Source organism: Sphingomonas sp. SRI_018, from assembly GCF_057586275.1.
On sequence record NZ_JBYCZO010000001.1, the window covers coordinates 2,200,412 to 2,217,961 of the forward strand.

The following is a 17,550-nucleotide window of genomic DNA, read 5'->3' on the forward strand; positions in this document are numbered from 1 at the left end:
GCGCGCTGCCGATGATCGTGCGACGAGTCGAAGCAGGGAGGAACCATGAGCGGACTATCGATCATCGTCGCCTTGTCATTCGCGCAGCAGGCCGCCCCCGTCCCGGTTGCCGCCGCCGGCTGCGCGGCGCAGGCGGGCGCGGTCGACGGGACCGGTGCGACGCTGCCGGAACCCGTCGACGGCAAGGCACTGAGGAAGGTCAGCGCGATCGAGCGGCTACGCAAGCGCGCCAAGGACGGCCGCGTGATCGTGATCGACGGCGGCGACTTCGCGGGCTGGGATTTCCGCAAGGCGCGACTGTCGTCGATCTGCTTCCGCGGTAGCAAGCTCGCGAACAGCGACTGGCGGGGCGTCAATGCACCCGGCATGGGCTTCATGGTCAGCGATCTTTCGGGCGCCAAGCTGGCAGGCACCGTGATGCCGGGCGTCCTGTTCCGCACGACGACGCTCGCCGGCGCCGACGCCACGCGCGCCGACTTCCGCGGGGGACGGCTCGACGGCGGCTGGAACGCGAGCCTGTCCGGCTGGAAGATCGACGGCGCCAATTTCTCGGGCTTCCGCTTCCAGTGCGGCGTGACCGAGGCGGACGGCTGCCCGTTCGACCGCCAGGGCATCAGTGCCGCCGGCGCCGACTTCTCCAATGCAGTCTTTCAGGGCTTCTCTTTCTGGGGAGCGACGCTGACCGGCGCGCGCTTCGAGGGCGCCGAGATTGCGGTCGACGATCTCGCCCAGCTCGACAGCGCGACATTGCCGACAGCGCTGGTGGCGCGCAGGGGCACGCGACGGACCGAGATCACCGGCCCGATGATCCCGTTGCTGGTTCGCGCCTTGGCGAATGCTCCCGCCGCCGCATCATCTGGCGAGACGCAAGCCGTGCCCTCCTCCGCGCGGCTGACCGGCAAGGCTTTGTTCGTCAGCGAAAGCCTGGCGATCACGCCCGCCGTCACCGCCGACCCCGGCTGGCCGCAGGCGCTCCGGGTCCTGCTCCGGCTCGCGCCCTCCTATCTGCTGGTCGACGTCGGCCGCAATCGGCGCGCCGACGTTCGTGGCGTCGCTCAGACGGACAAGGGCGGCGTGTGCACGATCGATGTCTCCTCGCTGGCGCCGGGGCCGCGCGGCACCTTCCTGATCGCGCCGCCGCGCGGAAGAGGAGCACGCCCCGGCGTGCCGGCGATCGTCGCGACCGACGATCAGGCGGCGATCGCGCCCGAGCAGGCCAGCGCGGTGGATTCGGTCAGGGTCGTTAATTGTGCCGGCATCGCCCCGTTCGGCACGATGAAGCGGGTGCCGGTGGACGACCTGACCTTCGACGCGCTCTGGTCGGCCGCCGGGCAGCCGATGCGTTAGTGGCTCCCCCGCAGCTTCGCGAGCACCTCCGGCGCCACCGTCATCCCCGCGCGCGCCATCTCCGCCGTCGGCCAGGCGCCTGACGCGACCATGCGCTTGACCGTCGCGCGGTCGGGAGGCGGCCAGCCGATCGGGCTGGCCTTGGCGCGCTCCACCAGCCGCGCCCGCGCCGCCTTGAGCTCGCCGGTCCGGAACGCCACCGGCTCGGTGAGCAGCTCGTGCACCGCCATGCTGCCGTCGCCGGCGACGCTCCACAGCGTCCCGCCCTTCCCGACCAGCAGCTCGGCGATGTCGGCCTGCTCGGCGTCCATGGCCATCCTTACCCGATCGATGCCGAACTGGTCGTGCCAGCGCGGATCGGCACCATGGCGGAGCAAGGTCATCACCCCGCCGATGTGCGAGAAGGCGATCATCTGCCGCATCGCATCCTCGCCGTCCGGTAGCCGTTGCGGATCGGGCGAGGCGCCGGCCTGGAACAGCATCTCCGCCATCTCCGGCGTGTCGGCGAGCAGCGCCAGCGTCAGCGCATTGCCCGGTCGCACGCCGTTGGCCGGCATCCCAGCCTCGAGCAGCATCGCGATGCCGTCCCTGTCGCAGCGCGACACCGCCAGCGTCAGCAGGTCGCCGAACTGGCCGTCGGGCGGCGTGGTCATGCGCGGATCGTGCGTCACCACCGTCGTCAGCAGCCGCGGGTCGCGCGCGATGATCGCGCGGGCATCCTCGATCCGCCCGTCGAGCACGGCCTCGGCCAGCGTGCGCCCTGACGCACCGTTGCTGACGTTGGCGAGCACCCGCGTGCGATCGGGCAGCACCACCGCTCGCTTGGTGAAACAGGCGCTCTTGGCAGCCATGCTGCATCCCCCGGTGAGCGTGAACGCCAGCATCGCCGCGATGCCGGTCAGACGACGGCTGGTCATGCCCTGCTGTAGCCCGGAGGCGGGAGAACGATCAATTGGCCGGCAGGCTGCTCAGCATCCAGTCCATGCCGTGGCGCGCGACCGGATTGTCCTGATACCAATGCGTCCCCGCCGGCCGTACCGCGTCGAGCGGGTGGCGCGCGCCATAGGCCTCCGGTGCGTCGGCCAGGATACCGCCAATCACGCCGCCGAAGATCGCCCCGACCACGCGGTCGCCGCCGTCCTGCACCGCCGAGAGCACCTCGCCCTTGACGTAGAAGGCCGCGATCTCCGCCGCGCGGCCGATGCCGGCGGCGGTACGGATCTGCTCGGCCTGCTGGATCGTCGCCGAGCTGAGGCCTGCGGCATTGAAGGTCGCGGCGTCGCGCCCGCTTCCCAGGGCGGCCGCCGAGGCAAGACCGCCGCCCAGCGAATGGCCGGTCAGCGTCACGTTCACGTTGGGATTGCGCGCCAGCGCCTTCGCGATCAGCAGCGCATGGGCATATTGATCCGAGGGCAGGCCGACGCCCTGGTGCAGGTTCGCCTTCCAGTCGCTTGCGTCGGTGGTGCCGCGGAAGCTGACGACATAACCGGCCGCGTCCCCCTCGCCCTTCACATAGACGCGGGCACGGAACGAGCTTTGCGGCGAGGACAGATCCTGCGTCCTGAGCCCGAGCCGGGCGAGATCGGCATCGTTCGCGACGCGATAGCCGGGCGGCGGGCTGGCGACATCGTTGTAGACGTCGGCCGCCATCAGCGCGAGCTCGCGCGGCGCCGGCGCCCCTACGCCGCCGATGCCCTGCGGCACGGGCGCGACCTGGTCGAACTGGATCGGCGGCTGCGGCTGCTGATAGACCAGCCCCTCGCGCGCCGGGACGACATGCTGCGCCTGGAACTCGCTGCTCGCCGCCTCGCGCAGCCGCGCCGCGACCGCCTGCGTCGTGGCGAGGCTGGGGGTACGCGCGATGTTGCCGGCGGGGTCGGTCATCTGGCTCCTCGGGCGCCCGCAAATCGCGCGAGCTTATGCGTCCTGATGCCATTCGCCCGCCGGCCTGTCCCTAGACGATTCGTTTAGGCGATCTAAGCGATACGTTGAGTGTCCGTCGCGACGGGCTGTGTCACTTCCTCGATCATCAGGCGGGCCGCCTTTGGCCCATGGAGATGGAGGACAGGGCATGACAACGATCAACCCGGGCCAGAGCGCCCAGCTCGCCGCCAATTTCAACACCGCGGTGAACGGCGCAGGCCTGATCCTCGCCGCCGGCGTGATGGGCAGCTACTTCCGGCCGCTGAACGCGGGCCCGCTCGCCTTCGCATCGCTGCCGTCGGCTTTCGCGATCCAGTTCGGGATGCTCGCCCAGGGTTCGACCGACCTCGGGGCGCTGCAGCCGAGCGGCGGCTTCACCGCCCAGCTCACCGGCCAGAGCACGGCCAAGGTCGACCTTGGCGATGGCTATCGCCTCGAGATCGACGAGCGCAACAGCCAGATGACGATCTTCAACGAAAAGACCGGCGAGAGCACCAAGATCTGGGGCGACCCGCACGTCGACGTGAACGGCAAGCGCCAGTTCGACTTCTACGGCACCACCACCTTCCAGCTCGACAACGGCACCAAGATCACGATCAACACCGAGCCCTATGCCAAGAACCCCAACGAATATCTCGCCAGCCAGGTGGTGGTGACCAAGGGCGACAATGCGGTGGTGATCGACGGCATCAGCCAGAACCAGCTCGGCGACCTCTCGGTCAACGTCTCGACCAACGGCTACGCGCTCGATGCGGCGACCCGCGACGGCTTCACCGTGCATGAGGCGGCGGGCGGTTGGCAGACCGAGCTCGGCACGAAAGTCACCCAGGCGGACGCCAACCTCACCAAGCCCGGCCAGATCTACGGCCCCGGCAGCCAGATGCCGAGCCTGGCCGAAGCCAGCCAGATGATCGAATCCTTCCTGCTCTTCGGCGCCTTCGCGGCCGGCTATCAGTCCGGGATGAGCGGCTCGGCCGAGGCGAGCGCGAGCGCCGCCTATCGCCCGATCCTTCTCGTCTGATCGGCACGGCTCCCGGGACACGCAAGCGAGGGTGAGACAATGGTCGGCGGAGTGAACGGCGTCACCGACGCGACGAAGGCCCTGAGCAACACCACCGGCCTCGGCGAGGCGCTGGTCGTCGCGAACAGGACGGGCAAGGGCGTCGACGTCGAGGGCCTGACCAGGGACCTGGCCGAGCTCTCGCTGCGTGATCCCAGGGGCGCCGCCGACGCGATCGAGGCGGCGCGCAAGGATCTGTCGCCGGTGCAGCAGGGCGAGCTCGACCGCTTGCTGCCCGACGCCATTTCCACGCAGCAGCGCGCCGGCGGCACCGCGCCCGCCGGCCTCACCCCAGCGCAGAAGGAGCTGGCGCTCGACCTCACCCAGATGGGGCTCGACGTCGCCGGCCTGTTCGATCCGACGCCGATCTCCGACGGCGCCAACGGCATCATCTCGCTGTTCCGCGGCGACTGGCTGGGCGCCGGCATCTCGGCGGTCAGCATGATCCCCTACCTCGGCGACGCCGCCAAGCTCGGCAAGCTCGGTCATTGGGGCAAGACGGTGGTGAACGCCGTCGAGATCGCCAGGACCGACAGCGCCTTCGCCCAGGCGATCCGGCCGGCGCTCGGCAAGATCTCCGACGCGATCGGCGCGGCGCCGAACGCGATCCTCGACCGGCTGCCGCAATCGGCGCGCGACACGCTGTCGAGCATGAAGCGCCAGATCGACGAGCTCTATTCGCCGGCGGCGAAGAAGGTCGACGATGTCGCCGCTGCCGGCGTCCACACGGCGCACGTCGGCAGGAACGAGGTCACCTGGACGATCGACGCCAACGGCCGCCCCACCTCGGCCTCCGCGACGCTGTCGGAGGTCCAGCCCACCGGCACCAAGCGCAGCAGCGACGAGCTCTCCGCGCAGGACCGCGTGCGCGAGCGCGGGCTCGACGACGACGATGCCGGCCACATCATCGGCCACCGCTTCATGCCCGACCAGGGCGAGCGGAACATGTTCCCGCAGAACTTCAACTTCAACCGCTCCGCCTATAAGACGATGGAGAACGAGTGGGCCGCCTGGATCGAGGCCGGCGCCACGGTGAAGGTCAACGTCGCGCTGAAGGGCGGCACCGCCGACCGGCCGGCGCAGGTCGGCGTGGTCTACGAGGTGTTCAACGAGGCCGGCAAACGGGTCTTCAAGAACAGCGAACTGTTCGATAATGCGGCAGGGCAGACGTTCGACCGCGTCTCGACGGCGGACATCCGCAAGATGCTCGGCAAGTGATCGGCGCCCCACCGGCGGCGCCCGTGGAGATGGTGGCGATGAGCAGCGTGGCATTCGATCAGGCACGCGCCGATGCGCTGGTCAATGAGATCGGGCAGAAGATCGTCGCCGACCGCAACTATGCCGGCCGCGACTGGTCGGGGATCGCGCTGGTGATCGAGGTCGCCCAGCGCAAGCGGATGTACGGCTTCGTCTATCTTCCCGACAACGACTGGGAAGCGGAGACGCCCGACGATTTCGACGTGATCGACCGCGCGGTCGAGCTTGCCGATACCATGGCGGCCGGCGGCCAGCGCTGGACGCGCTGCCTGGTTCAGCTCACCCGCCCCGGCCCCAAGGTCACGATCAAGTTCGATTACGACGATGCCGGCGACTGGGTGGTGACGCCGGCCAACCACGCCGAGATGGTCGAGAAGCTCAAGCCCTGAGCCGTTAGGGCGGCTAGGCCTAACCCCCTCTTTTTCAGGGGAAGGGCTTAGGCCTAGCCGTGCGACATGCTTGAATGTCGATCCGACCCTGGGGCCTCTCAAAACAGGACGTCGGCCTGGGTGATCCACGCATTCGAGTGAATAATGAAGTCGGCGACCCCGTCGCCGTCGACATCACCCGCGAGGGCAAAAGACCCTCCGTCATTATAGGCGCGCAGCTCGCCCGCGGTGCCGCTGAACGCCTGCGACGCGATCCAGTGGAAGGCGTCGTCGCCGCCGCCGGCGACGGCGTCGATCGCGATCAGGTCGATGCGGTCGCCGCGCCGGAAGTCGGTGATCGAATCGGTCCCGCCGAGATCGGCGAAGACGAAGACGTCGTTGCCGCTGCCGCCGGTCAGGATATCGTCGCCTGCACCGCCGAACAGCCGGTCGTTGTCGCTGCCGCCGTCGAGCCGGTCGTCGCCGTCGCTGCCGATCAGGATGTCGCTGCCGTTGCCGCCCGCCAGCGCGTCGTTGCCGAGGCCGCCGGTGATGGTGTCGGCGTCGCTTCCTCCGCTGAGGACGTCGTTGCCGTCGCCGCCGCTCAGCACGTCGCGGCCGTTGCCGCCGTTCAGCGTGTCATCGTCCGCGCCGCCGTCGAGCGTGTCGTCGTCGTTGCCGCCGTCGAGGACGTCGACGCCCGCGCCGCCGATCAGTACGTCACGGCCGTTCCCGCCGATCAGCACGTCGTCGCCGGTACCGCCGTCGAGCGTGTCGTTGTCGTTGCCGCCCTCCAGCGTGTCGTTGCCGTCCCAGCCGCTCAGCGTGTCGGCGCCGTTGCCGCCGCGCAGCGTGTCGTTGCCGGCACCGCCGTCGAGGGTGTCGTTGTCGTTGCCGCCGTCGAGGGTGTCGTTGCCGTCGCCGCCGAACAAAGTGTCGCGGCCGTTGCCGCCGTCGATACGGTCGTTGCCGGCCAGCCCCGACAGCCAGTCGTTCGCGGTGCCGCCGAGGAGGGTGTCGTTGAAGCCGCTCCCCTCGAAATGCTCGATCCCGACATAGCGGTCGCCGGCCGCGTCGCCCGAGAGGCCGCGCATCGCCGCGGCCGACAGCGTCACGCCGGCCGTCGCCTGATAATAGCTGACGGTGTCAGTCCCGCCGTTGCCGGTCAGCACGTTGGCGACGGCATTGGCGACGATATAGTCGTCCCCGCCGCCGCCGACCGCATTCTCGATCCACGCGCCATAGGCGATCGAGATATTGTCGTGCAGCATCCCGTCGACCGCATTGTAGCGGGTGCGCAGCGCCAGATACTGTTCCTCGGTGTAGCTCGCCGGCAGCAGCCCGCGCGCCTTGAGCACCTCGAGCGGCACGACGCCGCTGCCGCCGCCGCTGCTGAACTGGCCGGGATTGAGGTTGATGACCGAATTGCTGTCCCAGCCGGAGAAGTCGAGCGTGTCGTTGCCGCCGCTGTCCCAGATCGCCAGCACCGGCATGGTGTTGACGGAGAAGTCGTAGACATCGCGATCGGCGGTGCTGTTGAAGCCGTAGACGGTATTGCCGGCGCGGGTGGTCATGTCGGCGCCGTACATCGCCTGGATCGTGGCGATGTCGTGGATCAGCGGGGTCGCCGAATAAACCCAGCTCAGCCGGTTCCAGTCGATGTGCCCGGCCCCGGTGAACTCCGAATTGAAATAGGACATGACGGTATATTGCCGCGAATCCTGATAATATTCGGCATTGTTCGGATAGGTGATCGAGAGCCCCGGCGCGGCGTTATAGGCGCCCGGATGCTGCAGGCCGAGCGTGTGCCCGGTCTCGTGCACCAGCGTCTGCATGCCGTAATAGCCATAGTCGAGCTGCAGGTTGCTCGCCTGGAGGCCGTTCACCCACACATCGCCGGCCGCGAGCGTGTCGGGCGCGCTGTAGTTGTACGGCAGATAGGCATAGGCCTGGGTGCCGGGTTGGTTGGTGTAGTTGCCGTATGTGATGTCGGCCTTGTCCGCCGTCGTCTCCTCGAAGCGGACCGAGACCAGGTCGTCCCACAGCCCGATCGCCTCGCGCGCGGCATCCTTCTGCGCCTCGGAGAATTCCTGGAAGCCGAAATATTCGACGGTGCCGTAGAGCTGCCCGTTCTCCTCATAGACATAGGGCTCCGCGAACATCGTCTCCGCGGTGTGGAAGCCAAAGGTGAGCACCGTGGCGTCGCCGCTGCGCGGGCGGGCGCCGAAGCTGTCCTCGTCGGTGGTCCAGTGCGGGCTGTCGATGCCGGTGCCGGGGTAGGAGGTGCGGTTGAGGTTGGCGATGATCTGGTCGAGCGACCACACCGGCTTGCCCGAAATGCTGCCGCCCTGGCCGTCGACGTTGCCGTAGAGGGCGATCGTGTCGCCGACATCCACCACCGGCAGGTCGGTGTCGCGATATGGCTCGAGATGGTCGCTCGAACCCTGCTGCACGCTGATCGCCTTCGCGTTGACCTTGGCCATTGGACTCCCCTCTGTTGGCCGTTGGTGATCTGTCAGTCCGGACTCCGCCACGGCAGGCTTTGCCGGAGTGCGCCGTCGATGGCGGCGCGGATTTCAGGCGCGGCGGGGTCGCCGCCGGCAAACGGGATCGCCACCGGCGGCGGCCCGAACAGCAGCGTCGCTTCGGTAGCGCTGCGATAGGGCCGGATGCCGAGCAGCAGCAGCGGCTCGCCGCCGACGCGCTGCACGGCGGCGTGGACCAGGATGGTGAGGGTCGAACGGTCGAGCACGGCCGGATCGCCGAACCCGACGGTCGAGACCGGAACCGGCGCCCCGCGCGACGCGGCGTCGCGGACCTGATCGCACAGCTTGGTCCGGATCGCGGGCGCGCTGCCGTCCTGCGGTTCGACGAGGCAGAGGATGCGGACGCTGGCGATGCCCTGCGCGGAAAGCGGCGGCGTGGTCGGCTCGCGCTGCGCCGGATGCGCCTCAGCCGGAGCCGCGCCGATCAATGCGATCGACCCGACCAGAAGGCGACCCGGGATTCCGCGCACCCCCATCGCATAACCCGCTCCATTGGCCGGCCCGCGCGCGGGTGCGGCTGAATGACAGAAGCGAAGGCTAGAACCCGCCGATGATCGCGGTCAAGCGGGATTTGATGCCGCGGTGCGGCAACAAAGCGTGTCGGGACAAGCGGTTATCGTCCAACCATGCCATGACCTCCGGCGCCGGGCGACGAGCGGCCCGATTCGAGCGACCAGCCGTTTGCCTCCTCCAATTCGGAGCTCTTCTCGCCGGCTGCGTCGCGGTGCATCGTCAGACTATTCGACAAGCGAGGGAGCGCAATATCCTTGTCATAGACCGGACCTAGCGACGGCGGATCACCGGTACGCTCGCCGAAGGCCCGAGCGGTTCGCAGCATTCCTGAGGGGGAGGAATTTCGATGCCAGCCAACGCGTTCATCAACGAGATTCATTATGACAATGCCGGCACCGACGCCGGGGAGTTCGTCGAGATCGCCGGTGCCGCCGGCACCGACCTGACCGGTTGGAAGCTCGTCCTCTACAACGGCAATCCCTCGCAGCGCACCGCCTACAACACGGTCACGCTGAGCGGCACTATCGCCGACCAGCAGAACGGCTTCGGCGCGATCCGCATCGCCTATCCGGCCAACGGCATCCAGAACGGCGGCAGCGGCGCCGCCGGCGAGCCCGACGGCGTCGCGCTGGTCGACGCGAGCGGCACGGTCGTCCAGTTCCTGAGCTGGGAAGGCAGCTTCACCGCCGCAGACGGCCCCGCCGCGGGCATGACCAGCACCAATGTCGGCGTCTACGAGGACGGCGCGCAGGCCGGCACCTCGATCGATCTCACCGGCAGCGGCACCGGGGCGAGTGATTTCAGCTGGTCGCTGATCGCCGACGACACGCCGGGCGCGGTCAACGTCGGCCAGAGCTTCGGCGGCATCGTTCCGCCGTCGGCCGGCATGCTCGGCATCGCCGACGCGACCGTGGCCGAGGGCGACAGCGGCACGCACGAGATCATCTTCACCGTCACGCGCGCGGAGGGCAGTGCGGGTGCCGTTTCGGCGACCTCGTCGCTGGAGCTCGGGAGCGGTGCCGGCGCGGCCGATGCGAACGACTTCGCCGCAGGCATCCCGACCACCGGCACCGTCGCCTTCGCGGACGGCGCCACCACCGCCGAGGTGCGCATCGCCGTCCAGGGCGACACCGGCTTCGAGGGCAACGAGACCTTCACCGTGACGCTCGGCAATCCGCAGGGCGGCGCGACGCTGGGTGATGCGAGCGCCACGGGCACGATCGCCAACGACGACGCGGCGCCGCCCGCCGCACCGGCCAACGTCTTCATCAACGAGATCCACTACGACAATTCGGGCACCGACGTCGGCGAGGCGATCGAGATCGCGGGTATCGCCGGGACCGACCTCAGCGGCTACAAGCTGGTTCTCTACAACGGCAGCAACACCCCCGACGCCGCGCCGAGCTACACCACCACCGCTCTGTCGGGGGTGATCGACGACGAGGGCAACGGCTTCGGCGCCGTCTCGTTCAGCTATCCGGTGAACGGGCTGCAGAACGGCGCCGCCGACGGCGTCGCGCTGATCGCGCCCGACGGCACCGTGATCCAGCTGCTGTCCTACGAGGGCACCTTCACCGCCGCCGCCGGCACCCCGGCTGCGGGCGTGACCAGCACCGACATCGGCGTGTCGGAGGAGCCGGCGCCGGGTGCCGGGCTGTCGCTGCAGCTCACCGGCACCGGCTCGAGCGCGGCCGACTTCACCTGGGTCGAAGGCGCCGACGACAGCTTCGGCAGCGTCAATGCCGGCCAGACCTTCCTGCCGCCGACCGGCACCGGCCACCTGCGCATCGACGACGCGCGCACGGTCGAGGGTGACGACGGCGTCTCGAACCTGGTGTTCACCGTCCATCGCGCGGGCGGCACCGCGCTCGCGGCGAGCGTCGGCTATGCGGTCAATCTCGACGGCACCGCCACCGCCGACGACCTCGCTGCCGGCGCCGCGCTCGCCGGCACGATCAGCTTCGCGGCGGGCGAGACCTCGAAGCAGATCGTGATCCCGATCAAGGGCGACACGATCGGCGAGGCCAACGAGACGCTGTCGGTCACGCTCGGCGCCACCACCGGCGACGTGGTCGTCGACGATGCCCATGCGGTCGGCATCATCACCAACGACGACCCGATCGCGCTGTCGATCGGCGCGATTCAGGGCGAGGGCCACCAGTCGGCCTATGTCGGCCAGAGCGTCACCACCACCGGCATCGTCACCGCGGTCGACAGCAACGGCTTCTATCTCCAGTCGGCCGAGGGCGACGGCAACGCCGCGACCTCCGACGCCGTCTTCGTCTTCACCGGCTCGGCGCCCACCGTCCATGTCGGCGACGGCCTGTCGGTCAGCGGCACCGTGTCCGAGTTCGCGGGCGACGCGCAGGGGCTCACCGTCACCGAGATCACCGCGCCGACGATCAATGTCGAGAGCACGGGCAACGCGCTGCCGGCTGCGGTGCTGATCGGCGCGGGCGGCATCCTGCCGCCGAGCGAGGTGATCGAGGACGACAACTTCACAAGCTTTGACCCCGCGCACGACGGTCTCGACTTCTGGGAATCGCTCGAGGGGATGCGCGTCACCATCGACGCGCCGCAGGCCGTGTCGAACACCAACGCGTTCGGCGAGACCGACGTCGTCGCCTCGCACGGCGCCGGCGCCACCGGCATGAACGACCGCGGCGGCATCACCATCGCGCCGGGCGACTACAATCCCGAGAAGATCCAGATCGACGACGACAGCGCGATCTTCTCCGGCTTCGCGCCGGGCTACACGATCGGCGACCAGCTGAGCAGCGTCACCGGCGTCGTCAACTATTCCTTCGACCAATATGAGGTGATCGCGACCGAAGCGGTCACCGTCACCAAGGACGCGACGCTCGGCCGGGAAAGCTCGACGCTCGCCGGCGACGCGAACCACCTGTCGATCGCGACCTACAACCTCGAGAATCTCGATACGTCGGACAACAAGTTCGACATCCTGGCGAACGACATCGTCTACAGCCTCAAGGCGCCGGACATCGTCGCGGTCCAGGAGGTCCAGGACGCGGACGGCGCCGGCTCGGGTCCGGACCTATCGGGCACGGTCACGGCGCAGGGCCTGATCGACGCGATCTACGAGGCGTCGGGCCTGCACTATGCCTATGTCGAGGTCGCGCCGACCGTGGCCGGCTCAACCGGCGGCGAGCCGGGCGGCAACATCCGCAACGGTTATCTCTATAATCTCGACCGCGTTGACTATATCGACGGCAGCGCCGAGCTGATCACCGGCACGGCCTATGCCGGCACCCGCAGCCCGCTGGTCGCGCAGTTCGGGTTCGCCGGCCAGACGATCACCACGATCAATGTCCACCTCACTTCACGCCTCGGCAGCGATCCGCTGCTCGGCAACAATCAGCCCGCCGACAATGCCGGCGACGCCGCCCGCACCGCGCAGGCGGCGGGGGTCAAGGCCTATATCCAGGAGCATCTCGCCGACGATCCGGCGATGAACATCGCGGTGCTCGGCGACTGGAACGGCTTCTACTTCGAGGATGCCCAGACCCAACTCACCGATCCGGCGAAGGGCGGCGTGCTGACCAACCTCAACACGCTGCTGCCCGATGAGGAGCGCTACAGCTACCTGTTCGAGGGCAATGCCCAGCAGATTGACAACATCCTCGTCACCGGCGGCCTGCTCGGCGGCGCGCAATATGATTCGGTGCATCTCAACTCGCAGATCACCGGCAGCCGCCCGACCGACCACGATCCGCAGCTCGCGCTGCTGAAGCTCGGCATGGCGCCGACCGACCTGGCGCTCGACCATGCGAGCGTCGCGGAGAACCTGCCGGCCGGCACCGTGGTCGGCACGCTCTCGGCCACCGACACCGCCAACGACACGCTGACCTATGCGCTGCTCGACAATGCGGGCGGGCTGTTCGCGGTCGATGCGGCGACGGGCGTGATCACCACCACCGCTCCGCTCGATCACGAGACGATCGCCAGCTACGCGATCGTCGTTAAGGTGACCGACAGCGCCGGCGCCAGCATCCAGCAGACCTTCACGATCGCGGTCGGCAACGTCAACGAAGCCCCGGTCGCGGGTGCCGATACGGTCGCGGTCAACGAGGATGCGACGAGCGCAAACCTCTGGGCGACGCTGCTCGGCAACGATCGCGACGTCGACGTCGGCCAGGCGCTCTCGATCAGCGCGGTCGATGCCACCGGCACGCTGGGTCATCTCATCTTCGACCCAGCGCACCAGACGCTGCAATATGTCGCCGACGCCGATGCGTTCGACGCGCTGGCGAGCGGCGCCGTCGCGGTCGATACGTTCAGCTACACCGTCACCGACGGCAACGGCCTCGCCAGCACCGCGACGGTGAGCGTCAACGTCACCGGCATCGCCGACGGGATCACGCGCACCGGCTCGATCTTCGCCGACACGCTGAACGGCACCGCCGGCGAGGACAGGCTCTCGGGCAGCCTCGGCAATGACACGCTGAACGGGCTCGACGGCCACGACCGGCTCGACGGCGGGCTCGGCAACGACAAGCTGGGCGGCGGGACCGGCAACGACGTGCTGTTCGGCGATCTCGGCAACGACACGCTTTCGGGCGGCGACGGCCGGGACGTGCTGTTCGGCGGCCTCGGCAACGACATGTTGTGGGGCGGGGCGGGTGCCGACAGCTTCCACTTCGGCCGCATCGAAGGCAGCGACACGATCGGCGACTTCGACACCGCCGAGGACCGGATCATCCTCGACGACGGCGTCACCGTCCGCGGCACCAGTGTGAAGGACGTCGACCGCGACGGCACGAAGGACCTGGTCCTGACGCTGAGCCTCGGCACCAGCGTCACTTTGCTCGGGGTCGGCGATCCAAAGCTGGTCAAATTTGCCGGGCCTGACGAATATTCGGACCATCAGCCTGGCCTCGGCGGCGTGCTCGACGACTTCGGCGATTTCGTCGACGACCTGTTCGGTCATTGGAAGCCGATCGAGCTGAGCCACGGATTCTGATTTGATTCCAAGGCAATTCGCCCCGATACTGCCTTCGTCGCGCGGCCAGGCCGGTCGCGCGGCGTGGCTTGCTGGGGGAGCGGCAGCGTGAAGGTGGCGGCAGCGGGACAAGCGATGCGTGCGGCGTTCGCGCTGTGTCGCCGGCACTTCCTTGCCGCGGCGGGCTTCAGCGCGCTGATCAACCTGCTCTACATCGCGCCGACGCTGTACATGCTGCAGGTCTATGATCGGGTGGTGCCCACCCAGGGCCTGCAGACATTGCTTTTCATCACTCTAGTGCTGCTGTTCGCGCTGGCGACGCTCTCGCTGCTCGACAGGATCCGCAGTCGGCTGCTCGTCCGTGCCGGCGTCCAGCTCGACGCCACGCTCGCGCCGCTGATCCTCGACGCGACGCTCGGCCGGCCGGATCTGCCGGTTGCGCGCCAGGCACTGCGCGAGTTCGACACGATGCGCAGCGCGCTGACCGGCACGGGCATCCTGGCGCTGTTCGACGCGCCGTGGATCCCGATCTACCTGCTCGTCTGCTTCCTCGTGCATCCCTGGGTCGGTGCGCTTGCCGTGCTCGGCTGCGTGGCGCTGCCGCTGCTCGCCTGGGCCAATGCCAGGGCGACGCGAACCCGGCTCGACCGCGCCCAGGCGATCGCGAGCACCTCCTATGCCAGCCAGGACACGCTGCTGGCCTCCAGCGACAGCATCCGCGCGCTCGGGATGCGTCGCGCGGTGGTGGCCCGTCAACTCCGCCAGCGCGAAGCGATGCTGACCGCCCAGACCGAGGCGAGCTTCGCCACCGGCGGCTTCCTCACCGCGACCAAGTTCGTGCGCCTCGCGCTCCAGTCGCTCGCGCTCGGGCTCGGCGCGCTGCTGGCGGTCGACAACCTTATCTCGGGGGGCGCGATCTTCGCCTCCTCCTTCCTGATCGCCCGCGCGCTCGCCCCGATCGAGCAGTTGATCGGGACATGGAAGACGATCGTCCAGGCGCGGCAGAGCTATCACAGCCTGGGCTTGCTGCTCGACAACATCGACGCGGCGGGCGAGCCCACGCGCCTGCCGCCGCCGCGCGGGGAGATCGTGCTCGACGGCGTCACGGTCCTCAACGACACGCGTGACGGCGCCATCCTGAACGGCGTGTCGCTGCGGATCGCGCCAGGCGAGGTCGTCGCGATCGTCGGGTCGAGCGGGGCGGGCAAGTCGACACTCGTCCGCGTGATTGCCGGCGCGATGGCCGCCGACCGCGGTGCGGTCCGCCTCGACGGCGCCGACACGCGCGACTGGAACCCCGAAGAGCTCGCTCGCCATGTCGGCTATCTGCCGCAGGATTCGGTCCTGTTCGCAGGTACCGTCGCCGAGAACATCGCCCGTTTCGCCGGCGAGCTGGATGCCGACCGCGTCGCCATCGACGCGGCGGTGGTGCGTGCGGCGGAGAAGGTCGGCGCCGATCCGCTGATCCGACACCTGCCGGACGGCTATGACCATCAGCTCAAGCTCGGCGGTCGGGGCGTTTCCGCCGGCCAGGCGCAGCGGATCGGCCTCGCGCGTGCGGTCTACGGCGATCCCGCGATCCTAGTGCTTGACGAGCCCAACGCCCATCTCGACGGCGAAGGCGATGCCGCCCTCATCTCCGCGCTCGCCGCGCTGAAGGCTGAAGGGCGGACCATCCTCGTCGTCTCGCACAAGCTCGGTATCCTGCCGGTGATCGACAAGATCGTGGTGCTGCGCGACGGCCGGGTCGAGATGTTCGGCGCACGCGACGAGGTCCTTCCCAAGATCGCGCCGCAGAACGTGCGGCGGATGCCGGCGCAGGCGGCGGCACGATGAGCGAGGCCCTGCTCCTTCCGCCCGCGACGTCGGTCGCGCCCGCCTCGACGGCGGTGGCGGACCCGCGCGGCGAGATCCGCACCGGCCTGGTGATCGCGGCGCTGTTCTTCGTGCTGTTCCTCGGCTGGGCTGCCTTCGTCCGCCTCGATGCTGCGGCCTATGCACCCGGATCACTCGTCGTCTCCGGCCAGCGGCAATCGGTCCAGCACCGCGACGGCGGCGTCGTCGGCAGAATCCATGTCCGGGAAGGTCAGCGCGTCGAGCGCGGCCAACTGCTGATCGAGCTCGCCGCGCCCGAGGTCCGTGCACAGGAACGCGCACTCGCGTCGCAGTCGATCCGGCTGCTCGCGCAACGCGCGCGGCTCGAGGCCGAGCAGCTCGGCCAGTCGCGGATCGCGCCGCCACCTCAGTTCGCGTCGCTCTCGCCCGAGGACAAGGCCGAGGCGGCGACCGCGTTGCGCCTCCAACAGACCGAACTTACCGCGCGCACCGCCGTGCTCGCCGCGCAGCGCGGAGCGCTCGGCCAGCGCGTCGCCCAGTCGGGCGAGCAGGGCCGCGGCTATGGCGAGCAAGCGGCCTCGGCGCGCGAACAGCTGCGCCTCATCGACGAGCAGATCACCGCCCTGCGTCCGGTCGCCGAGAAGGGTTTCGTCTCGCAGACGCGGATGCGCGAACTCGAGCGTGCGCGCGCCGAGCTGCAGGGCCAGGGCGGCCAATACAGCGCCAGCGTCGCCCAGACCCGCGGCGCTGCGCGCGAGAGCGAGCTGCAGGTGCTCGAAGCCGAACGCAGCTTCCGCGAGCGCACCGCCTCCGACCTTCGCGAGGTCGAGACCAGCCTTGGCGAAATCCTGCCGAAATGGATGGCGGCGCGCGACCAGCTCGAGCGTACCGCCATCCGCGCGCCGGCGACCGGCGCCGTGGTCGGCCTGTCGGTATTCACGCCGGGCGGCGTTATCGCGCCGGGGCAGAAGCTGATGGACATCGTCCCCGAACGCACCCCGCTCGTCGTCCAGGCCCGCATTGCGCCGGACGATGCCGACGACCTCTCGGTCGGGCAGCGCGCGCTGGTTAAGTTCTCGGGGCTGCACGAACGCAGCCTGCCCAATCTCGAAGGCCGCCTGACGCGGCTCTCTGCGGACAGCTTCACCGACGAGAAGTCGGGCCAGAGCTATTTCACCGGCGAGATCGTGGTACCCTATGAGCAGCTCCGCCTGATCGACCGAGTCCGCGGCGACGATTTCGTCCTGCGCGCCGGGATGCCCGCGCAGATCCTGATTCCCCTGCGCAAGCGGACCGCGCTCGATTACATGATCGAGCCCCTGCTCAACAGCTTCTGGTCGTCCTTCCGCGAGCATTGACGACGGGAGCAACTCTGAAGGGAAGCCATCGCCCTGCTTGTCGGCCAGCGTGCCCCGGCGCGGGCAGCGACATCACCGCCGAACCGCCGCCGGAGATGAGGGACAGCACCAGATCGTCGCCGGTCAGGCCCTGCACCAGCTCGAGCATCTCCCTTGCCGCGGCTTCGCTGTTGGCATCCGGCACGGGATGTGCGGCTTCGCGGACCCGGATGCGGCCGGCGGGCCTGGCATAGCCATAGGGCACGACGACCGCGCCGGAGATGTCGACATCCGGCCACCCCTCTGATTCAATCATCCATGCCATCGTTGCCCGGCGTGATAGCCGGTCCGGACTGATCGACATTTGATATCCTTCCCCGACCAGGGAAGAATTGAAAGGAGG

The 17,550-nt window shown here is 69.0% G+C and carries 12 protein-coding genes; 7 read left to right on the forward strand and 5 right to left on the reverse strand.

Going from position 1 to position 17,550, the window contains the following annotated elements:
• The first annotated feature begins 45 nt into the window (after window positions 1-45).
• Complete coding sequence (locus tag AC2YHA_RS10260) at window positions 46-1,347, forward strand: pentapeptide repeat-containing protein (RefSeq protein WP_487401417.1); 1,302 nt, start codon at window positions 46-48, stop codon at window positions 1,345-1,347.
• Here AC2YHA_RS10260 and AC2YHA_RS10265 read toward each other — a convergent pair.
• The gene (locus AC2YHA_RS10265; RefSeq protein ID WP_487401418.1) at window positions 1,344-2,264 is read right to left on the reverse strand and encodes an ankyrin repeat domain-containing protein; all 921 of its coding nucleotides are present in this window, start codon (window positions 2,262-2,264) and stop codon (window positions 1,344-1,346) included. The two genes, AC2YHA_RS10260 and AC2YHA_RS10265, sit on opposite strands and share 4 nt — an antisense overlap.
• 31 nt (window positions 2,265-2,295) lie before the next feature.
• On the reverse strand, window positions 2,296-3,231 hold the full coding sequence (locus AC2YHA_RS10270; RefSeq protein WP_487401419.1) for a Tle-like phospholipase domain-containing protein: 936 nt from the start codon (window positions 3,229-3,231) through the stop codon (window positions 2,296-2,298).
• Window positions 3,232-3,418: 187 nt separating this feature from the next.
• Between AC2YHA_RS10270 and AC2YHA_RS10275 the strand changes: the two genes are divergently transcribed.
• The 3 genes from AC2YHA_RS10275 to AC2YHA_RS10285 are packed head-to-tail and all read left to right on the forward strand — an operon-like array spanning window position 3,419 to window position 5,976.
• The gene (locus AC2YHA_RS10275; RefSeq protein WP_233785492.1) at window positions 3,419-4,291 is read left to right on the forward strand and encodes a DUF1521 domain-containing protein; all 873 of its coding nucleotides are present in this window, start codon (window positions 3,419-3,421) and stop codon (window positions 4,289-4,291) included.
• Window positions 4,292-4,330: 39 nt separating this feature from the next.
• Window positions 4,331-5,548, forward strand: coding sequence for a DNA/RNA non-specific endonuclease (locus AC2YHA_RS10280; protein ID WP_233785491.1), 1,218 nt, complete (start codon window positions 4,331-4,333; stop codon window positions 5,546-5,548).
• On the forward strand, window positions 5,545-5,976 hold the full coding sequence (locus AC2YHA_RS10285) for a hypothetical protein (protein WP_487401420.1): 432 nt from the start codon (window positions 5,545-5,547) through the stop codon (window positions 5,974-5,976). The genes AC2YHA_RS10280 and AC2YHA_RS10285 overlap by 4 nt, the downstream gene beginning before the upstream one ends.
• A gap of 98 nt (window positions 5,977-6,074) precedes the next feature.
• Here AC2YHA_RS10285 and AC2YHA_RS10290 read toward each other — a convergent pair whose 3' ends face one another.
• Window positions 6,075-8,438: a M10 family metallopeptidase C-terminal domain-containing protein gene (locus AC2YHA_RS10290; RefSeq protein ID WP_487401421.1), complete on the reverse strand. Its 2,364-nt coding sequence runs from the start codon at window positions 8,436-8,438 to the stop codon at window positions 6,075-6,077.
• 32 nt (window positions 8,439-8,470) lie between these two features.
• Window positions 8,471-8,971, reverse strand: coding sequence for a hypothetical protein (locus tag AC2YHA_RS10295; RefSeq protein WP_487401422.1), 501 nt, complete (start codon window positions 8,969-8,971; stop codon window positions 8,471-8,473).
• A 389-nt stretch (window positions 8,972-9,360) separates the two neighbouring features.
• Between AC2YHA_RS10295 and AC2YHA_RS10300 the strand changes: the two genes are divergently transcribed.
• The 3 genes from AC2YHA_RS10300 to AC2YHA_RS10310 all read left to right on the forward strand — a co-directional run bounded on the left by AC2YHA_RS10300 (window position 9,361) and on the right by AC2YHA_RS10310 (window position 17,168).
• On the forward strand, window positions 9,361-13,995 hold the full coding sequence (locus AC2YHA_RS10300) for a cadherin domain-containing protein (RefSeq protein WP_487401423.1): 4,635 nt from the start codon (window positions 9,361-9,363) through the stop codon (window positions 13,993-13,995).
• Between the two features lie 114 nt (window positions 13,996-14,109).
• Window positions 14,110-15,810, forward strand: coding sequence for a type I secretion system permease/ATPase (locus AC2YHA_RS10305; RefSeq protein ID WP_487401730.1), 1,701 nt, complete (start codon window positions 14,110-14,112; stop codon window positions 15,808-15,810).
• Window positions 15,807-17,168, forward strand: a complete 1,362-nt coding sequence (locus AC2YHA_RS10310; RefSeq protein ID WP_233785486.1) for an HlyD family type I secretion periplasmic adaptor subunit — start codon at window positions 15,807-15,809, stop codon at window positions 17,166-17,168. Before AC2YHA_RS10305 ends, AC2YHA_RS10310 begins: the two co-directional genes overlap by 4 nt.
• On the opposite strand, the gene AC2YHA_RS10315 is transcribed toward AC2YHA_RS10310, so the two are convergent.
• Entirely contained in the window at window positions 17,134-17,511 is a 378-nt protein-coding gene (locus AC2YHA_RS10315; RefSeq protein ID WP_487401424.1) for a DUF4147 domain-containing protein, read from the reverse strand. The two genes, AC2YHA_RS10310 and AC2YHA_RS10315, sit on opposite strands and share 35 nt — an antisense overlap.
• Between the last annotated feature and the right edge of the window lie 39 nt (window positions 17,512-17,550).